We start from the raw sequence: 7,247 nt of genomic DNA on the forward strand, positions 1-7,247 counted from the left end.
CCATGTCACAGGAAGACGATTTCTGCTGAAGTTCGCCTGCTGGCGTGAGTTCGCCTGCTGGCGTGAGTTCGCCGGCAGTGCGCATCGGGCGCGACGGAGAGTTCGCCGGTGATGGTGGCAACAGGCAGGGCTGATGACGAAGGTGAAGACGAGACATGACTGACAATGAGAACGGCCCGCATAGTTCCGGGCCCGGGCCTGGGGACGGGCCCGGGGACGGAACCGGCGCCGATGCCGGTACGGGCGTGGCCGAAGCCGAGGGTCCAGCGAAATGGAAGGTGGTCGGACCCGGTCTGGTCGTTGCTGCGACCGGTGTCGGCGCCGCCGACATGGTGGCGACCCTGGTGGCCGGCAGCCAGTTCGGATACGGGCTGCTGTGGGCGGTGATCGTCGGTGTGATCCTCAAGATCGTCCTCGTCGAAGGTGCGGGCCGATTCACCCTGGCCACAGGGAAGACGATCTTCGAAGGTTGGACCTCTCTGGGCCGATGGACGACCTGGTACTTCGGGCCCTACATCATCATCTGGGGATTCGTCTACGGTGCCACCGCGATGAGTTCGGCCGCACTTCCCCTGGCCGCGCTGTTCCCCGGAGTCAACCTCACGGTGTGGGCTGTGGTCATGGGGCTGGCCGGCTTCGCCATGGTGTGGTTCGGGCGATACTCCGTGTTCGAGAAGATCACCGCGGCTCTCGTCGGAATCATGTTCGTCACCGTCGTCGGCCTGGCCATCATCGCCGTACCCAACGTGCCGAACATGCTCACCGGGCTCATCCCGCTGATCCCGGAAGGCGGCGTCATCTACACCTTGGCTCTGGCCGGTGGTGTCGGCGGCACCATCACCCTCGCCGCATACGGGTACTGGCTGCGTGAGAAGGGCTGGCACACGCCCAAGTGGATGCGGGTGATGCGCATCGACAACTCCATGGCCTACGTGCTGACGGGAATCTTCGTCATCGCCATGCTCATCGTCGGAGCCGAGGTCGTCCGCGCCGCCGGAGTCTCCATCTCTGCCGATGACAAGGGACTGATCGAACTCTCGGATGTGCTCAAAGCCAAATACGGTGATGTGGTCGGCACCGGTTTCCTCGTCGGGTTCTGGGCAGCATCCTTCTCCTCGATCATCGGAGTGTGGAACGGTGTGTCGCTGATGTTCGCCGATTTCTGGGGACACATGCGCAAGAAGCCCGCCGGGCACCCCGACACTCTGACAGGTGGAAAGTACTTCAAGTTCTACGTGCTGTGGCTGACCTTCCCACCCATGATCCTCTTCCTCTTGGGCAAGCCGATCGGCCTGATCCTGGCCTACGGCGTGCTCGGGTCGCTGTTCATGCCGTTCCTGGCGATCACGCTCCTCGGTCTCCTCAACGGCAAGAAGATTCCGAAGAAATGGGCGAACAAGCTGCACACCAACATAGCGCTGGCCTTCACAGCGCTGCTCTTCATCGTCCTCGGCGGCCAGAAGCTCTACTCGAGCCTGGCGCCGCTCTGGGGAGGATGAGGGGAGAGGGATGTCCTTCTTCACTCATCCGCGGCAGAATGGAGACATGCCCCGCGACGATGCGATGAAGACGATCCTCAAGAACCACCTGCAGGCCAGCCGCAATGATCTGATGTGGAAGCTCGAGGGCGTCGGCGAACGGGATCTGCGGATGCCGCAGACGCCCACGGGGTTCAACCTCTTGGGCGTCGTCAAGCACATGACGCTCGTGGAGATCGGGTATTTCGGCGACACCTTCGGCAGACCATGGCCGAACCCGGAAGAGACCTTCACCGATGAGCAGCTCGAGTCCGAGCCGCAGGCCGACTGGTATGCCACGGAGACGGAAACTGCGGGCTCCATCCTCGACTTCTACCGACGGGTGTGGACCTTCGCCGACGAGACGATAGACACTCACACGCTCGACGCGCAGGGGACGGTGCCCCATTGGCGACCCGAGAAGGCTGCTGTGTCGCTGCAGCAGATCATGGTCCACGTCATCGTGGACCTGACCAGGCATCTGGGGCAGGTCGACATCGTTCGCGAGAGCATCGACGGACAGGTGGGACTCAACCCCCGCAACCCGAACATGCCCGAGGGCCAGGACTGGGCCGCATACCTTGCCGAACTGCGGACTCTGGCGGACAACGCCTGAGCGCACCCGCACGACCGCCGGCGTCCGCCTCGGCGGGAGCAGACGTTAAGCTGGGAACTGACATGGCACAAGAGAACTCAGCATCGTCGACCCCCGGTACGGATAACTCGACCTCACGGACGGATACACCGTCACCACGCCCTGCGAAGCGACCACCTCGGCGCAAGAATCAGCGACGCAAGAACACCGGGGCCGGACACCGCGAACGTCGGGCACGGCTGACTGCTGCCCGCAAGGCTCAGCCCGTCGAGGTCACCTATCCGGAGAATCTGCCGGTCTCCGCTGCCAAGGACGAGATCGCCGAGGCCATCCGCGACAATCAGGTCGTCATCGTCGCCGGTGAGACCGGATCGGGAAAGACCACCCAGCTGCCCAAGATCTGCCTCGAACTGGGGCTGGGAGTCAACGGACTCATCGGGCACACCCAGCCTCGGCGAATCGCTGCCAGGACCGTGGCCGATCGCATCGCCGACGAACTCGGCGAAGACCTCGGGTCCACCATCGGCTACCAGGTGCGATTCACCGCGCAGGTCGCGGATTCGACCCGGGTCAAGGTCATGACCGACGGCATTCTGCTCTCGGAGCTCTCCCGCGACAAACTGCTGCGCGACTACGAAGTCATCATCATCGACGAGGCCCACGAACGCAGCCTCAACATCGACTTCCTGCTCGGTTACCTCAAGGAAGTGATGGGCAAGCGTCCCGAGCTCAAGGTCATCATCACCTCGGCGACGATCGACCCGCAGTCCTTCGCCGCCCACTTCGACGACGCCCCGATCATCGAAGTCGCGGGCCGGACCTACCCCGTCGAAGTCCGTTATCGTCCGCTCGTCGAGGACGAGGAGGACGATGACGTCGATGGGCCCGGGGAGTCGGGAAGCTACGAAACGGGGCCCGAGGATCAGACAGAGGGCATCATCGCAGCCTTCGACGAACTCAGCGCCGAAGCCCCCGGCGACATCCTCGTCTTCCTCTCCGGGGAACGCGAGATCCGTGATACCGCCGAAGCTCTCGAGGCTCACCTGCGCACACGACCACGCCTGAGCAACTGGGATGTCGTGCCGCTCTTCGCTCGCCTCTCCGCCGGCGAACAGCAGAAGGTCTTCAAGCCCCACTCCAGGCCACGCCTCGTGCTGGCCACGAACGTTGCCGAAACCTCGCTGACGGTGCCCGGCATCAAGTACGTCATCGACGTCGGCACCGCCCGCATCTCGAGGTACTCCAACCGCACTCGGGTCCAGCGCCTGCCGATCGAGCGCATCTCCCAGGCGAGTGCGAACCAGCGCAAGGGGCGTTCGGGCCGTACCAGTGACGGCATCTGCATCCGCCTGTATTCGGAAGCCGACTTCGACTCGCGACAGGAGTTCACCGACCCCGAGATCCTGCGCACCAACCTGGCCAGCGTCATCCTGCAGATGGCCGACCTCGGGTTCGCGGCGAGTGACAAGGAGATCCTCGAATTCCCGTTCCTCACCCCGCCGGAGGCCAAAGCAGTCCGTGACGGGCGCACCATGCTCTCCGAACTGGGCGCACTGACCAGCGACAAGGCCGGCACGATCACTGTCACCCCGACCGGTCGGCAGCTGTCCCTGCTCCCGATCGACCCGAGACTGGCGCGCATGGTCATCGCCGGCGCCGAGGCGGGATGCGGGGGAGAGGTCACCGTCATCGTGGCTGCGCTGTCCATTCAGGATCCGCGCGAACGCCCCACCGAGGTGCGAGCCGCCGCCGACGAGAAGCACGCCCGGTTCACCCACGCGGGCAGCGACTTCCTGTCCTACCTCAACCTGTGGAATTACCTGGATGACCAGCGGTCGACGCTGACGAGTTCGAAGTTCCGTCGTCAGTGCAAGGCCGAGTTCCTCAACTTCGTGCGCATCCGCGAATGGCAGGACCTCGTCGGCCAGCTTCGGTCCCTGCTCGGGTCCGCGGGCATCCGCGTCAACAAGTCCGTGTGGCGCCCGGTTGAAGCCTCTGCCGCCGGGGCTGCCTCGTCGACAGGTGCAACTGCTGGTTCGTCCTCCGGCGCCGAGGTGGGCCCCGGGTCCGCGTCGAATGTGAAGGGATCGAAGGCGACCGCTTCGAACGCCGCCGCAGCGAGGCCGGGGGCGGGCGGCGCGAACGGCAAGATCGGATTCGCCGAACTCAGTGCGCAGAAACGCAGCGCGAAGAAGAACGGCGGACAGGATGCCGAGAAGTCCGGGCAGAGTGCTGCCAGCGCGAGGCTCGACCCGCACGCCGCGGCCATCCACCGTGCGCTGCTGACCGGGCTGCTGTCGATGATCGGCTCCAGGTCGGAGAGGAACAAGGACTATCAGGGAGCGCGGGGCACCCGCTTCGCGATCTTCCCCGGTTCGGGCCTGTTCAAGAAGAAGCCCGACTTCGTCATGGCCGCGGAACTCGTCGAGACCTCCAGACTGTGGGCCCGAACCGTCTCAGCGATCGAACCCGACTGGGTCGTCGAAGCCGCCGGTGATCTGGTGACCAGGCAGCACTCGGATCCGCACTGGTCGAAGAAGGCCGGAGGGTCGATGGTCTATGAGAAGATCTCGCTCTACGGCGTCACCCTCGTGTCCGATCGGCGGGTCGGTTACGGGACCTTCGACCAGGAGGCCGCGCGTGACATGTTCATCCGCAAGGGCCTCATCGACGGTGACTGGCACGAACGCTTCGGGTTCCTCGAGCACAATGCGTCAGTCATCGACGAGGCGGAGGCGCTGGCCTCACGCACACGCAACCGCAGGGTCCTCGACCAGGACGACGCGCTCTTCGAGTTCTACGATGAGCGGATTCCGGCCACGATCACCTCGGCGGCGGACTTCCGTTCCTGGTGGAAGGGGCAGAAACGTCGCGACTCGCACCTTCTGGATCTGAGCACCTCGATCCTGCTCAGCGATGACAGCGAGGAACTGACCGCCTCGGTGGCCGATGACTTCCCGATGGAATGGGAGCTGGCCGACGGTTCGACGGCCAAGCTGCGGTACTCCTTCGAACCCGGCAGCACGGAGGACGGAGTGACCGTCGAGCTGCCTGCGGCCGCCGTGCCCCTGGTGGATTCCGAGGAATTCTCCTGGCAGGTCCCGGGGCTGCGTGAGGAACTCGTCGCCGCCTACATTCGCTCGCTGCCGAAGAACAAGCGCCGGTACTTCGTGCCCGCACCGGACGTCGCCCGCGACATCCTGGCCGTACTCACTCCTTATCGTGGGTCCCTGCCCGAGGTGCTCGCCGCACATCTGAGCGAACGCGCCGGAGGGGGCGGCCTGAACGATCTGGTGCCCATCACCGTCAGCTCGCAGGACTTCGACGGGAACCGCATCCCACCCCATCTGCGGATCCGCTTCCGCGTCATCGACGGCACCACCACTGTGGGCATCGGCGAGGATCTGACCAAACTGACGAAGACTGCGAAACCCCAGGTGCGCAAGGCTCGGGCGAAGCAGGTCTCATTCAATGCCGAGGTCGGGCTGACCTCATGGTCATTCGGTGCCCTGGCGAACCCCGATGACGCGGAGGTCGGCGCTGTACCCGGCCTCGTGGACCGGGGCACCAGCGTCGACCTCATCGCCTTCGACACCGCTGCCCAAGCTCGGCTGGCCTCACGTGAAGGACTCATCACCCTGCTGAGCCTGCGCACGAACGAGGCGCTGAAGTACCTGCGCGACGGACTGACGACCGATGAGAAGCTCGTCCTCGCCGGTCACCAGAAAACCTCGGACGAAATGCTCCACGCCCTGATCAGGGCTGGAATCCGCAGCATCGTCGAGACCGAGCTGGGGCCCGCGGAGACCGGCTGGGTGGCCGATGCCGACGAGTTCGGGCGTCTTGAAACCGCGATGCACGCAGCATTGACCGATATGTGCTCGGGGCTGCTGCCTTTCCTGATGAAGGCGCTGCGGTCCGCGACCGAACTCGACAGGCTCGTATCGAAAGCCTCGTCGCTGGCGATCCTGTCCAACCTCGCCGATGTGCAGGCATGGCGAGGATCGCGAATCACGGGGGAGTCGGTGGCCGCAATGACCGGGCAGATAGTCCGCGACCTGCCGCGGTGGGTGCAGGCCGAGATAGTCCGCATCGATGGAATGCAGAATTCCCCGATGCGTGACAAGCAGCTCATGGACCGCATCAGCGGCAGCACCGAGGCTGTGGTGAAGAAGCTGGGCAACAGATACCCCGAACTGGCCAAGGCGGATTGGTCACGGATCGTGGCCTCGGTGCCCAGCGACTGGCGGGACGTGGTCGTCATGCTCGAGGAGCTGCGCGTCAGCCTCTACGCGAATTCGCTGGGAACGGCGCACCCGGTGTCGGAGAAGAGGATCGCCAAGGCCCTCGCCCAGCTGTAATGGGCCGTGTTGGTGGGCACCCCTCACCGTTAGTCGCTGATCGCGCCGTTGCAACGAGAGGTATCGGCGCTGCGGGGGTGATGTGCGAAACTCCCGGTGAGAAGCGAGGCTATGTGTAGGACGTGGCGCTGCGGGTAGGGCGCGGGTGTGGAAGAGATGGTGCCGCGTGCAGGATGCCGAGGTTACGAAGCGCCGGTGGTGAAGTAGCCGTTGAGGAGCCACCAGATGGGCAGACACGCGGCGGCGAGGAAAGCAGCGACGGACCACCAGATGCGCCACTTCCACGTGCGCCGGCGGGTACCGAAGAAGAGGAAGACGAGGTAGAAGACGAGACAGAATGCACCGGAGAGGCTGAGCATCACCATGGAGAATGCCTCCCAGCCGGAGGTTCCGAGGTCGAAGAGGTAGCTGGTGACCTGACCGATCTCGAGCGAGAACTTGATCGCCAGCACCAGGAAGGGGATGCCGAGGACCGCCGCGAGGATCAGCGGCAAAGCCTTGAGTAGGCGTTCCTTCGGTTCCGAGCGACCGGCGTATTCGACAAATTCCTCAGTCATCGCCACCCAGCATAGACGCGAAATCCGACAGGACGCTGGACACACCTTCGGCACCTGGTGCGACGTCGGACACACCTTCGGCACCTGGTGCGACGTCGGACGCACCTTCGGCACCTGGAGCGACGTCGGACGCACCTTCGGCATCGCGGGCACATCGACGCCGGAGGTGTATGACGGTTTCACGCATCGAAGACAACTGTGACTGATCGGACATCCG

The 7,247-nt window shown here is 64.5% G+C and carries 5 protein-coding genes; 3 read left to right on the plus strand and 2 right to left on the minus strand.

All coding sequences use genetic code 11. The annotated features are described in order from the left end of the window. Window positions 1-155 precede the first annotated feature (155 nt). The 3 genes from L0G76_RS12610 (at window position 156) to hrpA (ending at window position 6,473) form a co-directional block, all read left to right on the plus strand. Complete coding sequence (locus tag L0G76_RS12610) at window positions 156-1,499, plus strand: Nramp family divalent metal transporter (RefSeq protein WP_304357538.1); 1,344 nt, start codon at window positions 156-158, stop codon at window positions 1,497-1,499. Between the two features lie 46 nt (window positions 1,500-1,545). Then, window positions 1,546-2,133, plus strand: coding sequence for a DinB family protein (locus L0G76_RS12615; RefSeq protein WP_304357539.1), 588 nt, complete (start codon window positions 1,546-1,548; stop codon window positions 2,131-2,133). Window positions 2,134-2,195: 62 nt separating this feature from the next. Beyond that, window positions 2,196-6,473, plus strand: coding sequence for an ATP-dependent RNA helicase HrpA (gene hrpA, locus L0G76_RS12620; RefSeq protein WP_304357540.1), 4,278 nt, complete (start codon window positions 2,196-2,198; stop codon window positions 6,471-6,473). Window positions 6,474-6,655: 182 nt separating this feature from the next. On the opposite strand, the gene L0G76_RS12625 is transcribed toward hrpA, so the two are convergent. Both L0G76_RS12625 and L0G76_RS12630 read right to left on the minus strand, forming a co-directional pair. After that, window positions 6,656-7,030: a hypothetical protein gene (locus L0G76_RS12625; RefSeq protein ID WP_304357541.1), complete on the minus strand. Its 375-nt coding sequence runs from the start codon at window positions 7,028-7,030 to the stop codon at window positions 6,656-6,658. Continuing rightward, the coding region (locus L0G76_RS12630) for a hypothetical protein (RefSeq protein WP_304357542.1) at window positions 7,023-7,247 on the minus strand (225 nt) is incomplete at its 5' end. The genes L0G76_RS12625 and L0G76_RS12630, both read right to left, overlap by 8 nt.

Source organism: Brevibacterium picturae (assembly GCF_030453725.1).
GTDB lineage: Bacteria > Actinomycetota > Actinomycetes > Actinomycetales > Brevibacteriaceae > Brevibacterium > Brevibacterium sandarakinum_A.

Coding starts and splice junctions, on each gene's coding strand:
- hrpA (WP_304357540.1), top strand. CDS start 2,196: ATGGCACAAGAGAACTCAGCATCGTCGACCCCCGGTACGGATAACTCG.
- L0G76_RS12615 (WP_304357539.1), top strand. CDS start 1,546: ATGCCCCGCGACGATGCGATGAAGACGATCCTCAAGAACCACCTGCAG.
- L0G76_RS12625 (WP_304357541.1), bottom strand. CDS start 7,030: ATGACTGAGGAATTTGTCGAATACGCCGGTCGCTCGGAACCGAAGGAA.
- L0G76_RS12610 (WP_304357538.1), top strand. CDS start 156: ATGACTGACAATGAGAACGGCCCGCATAGTTCCGGGCCCGGGCCTGGG.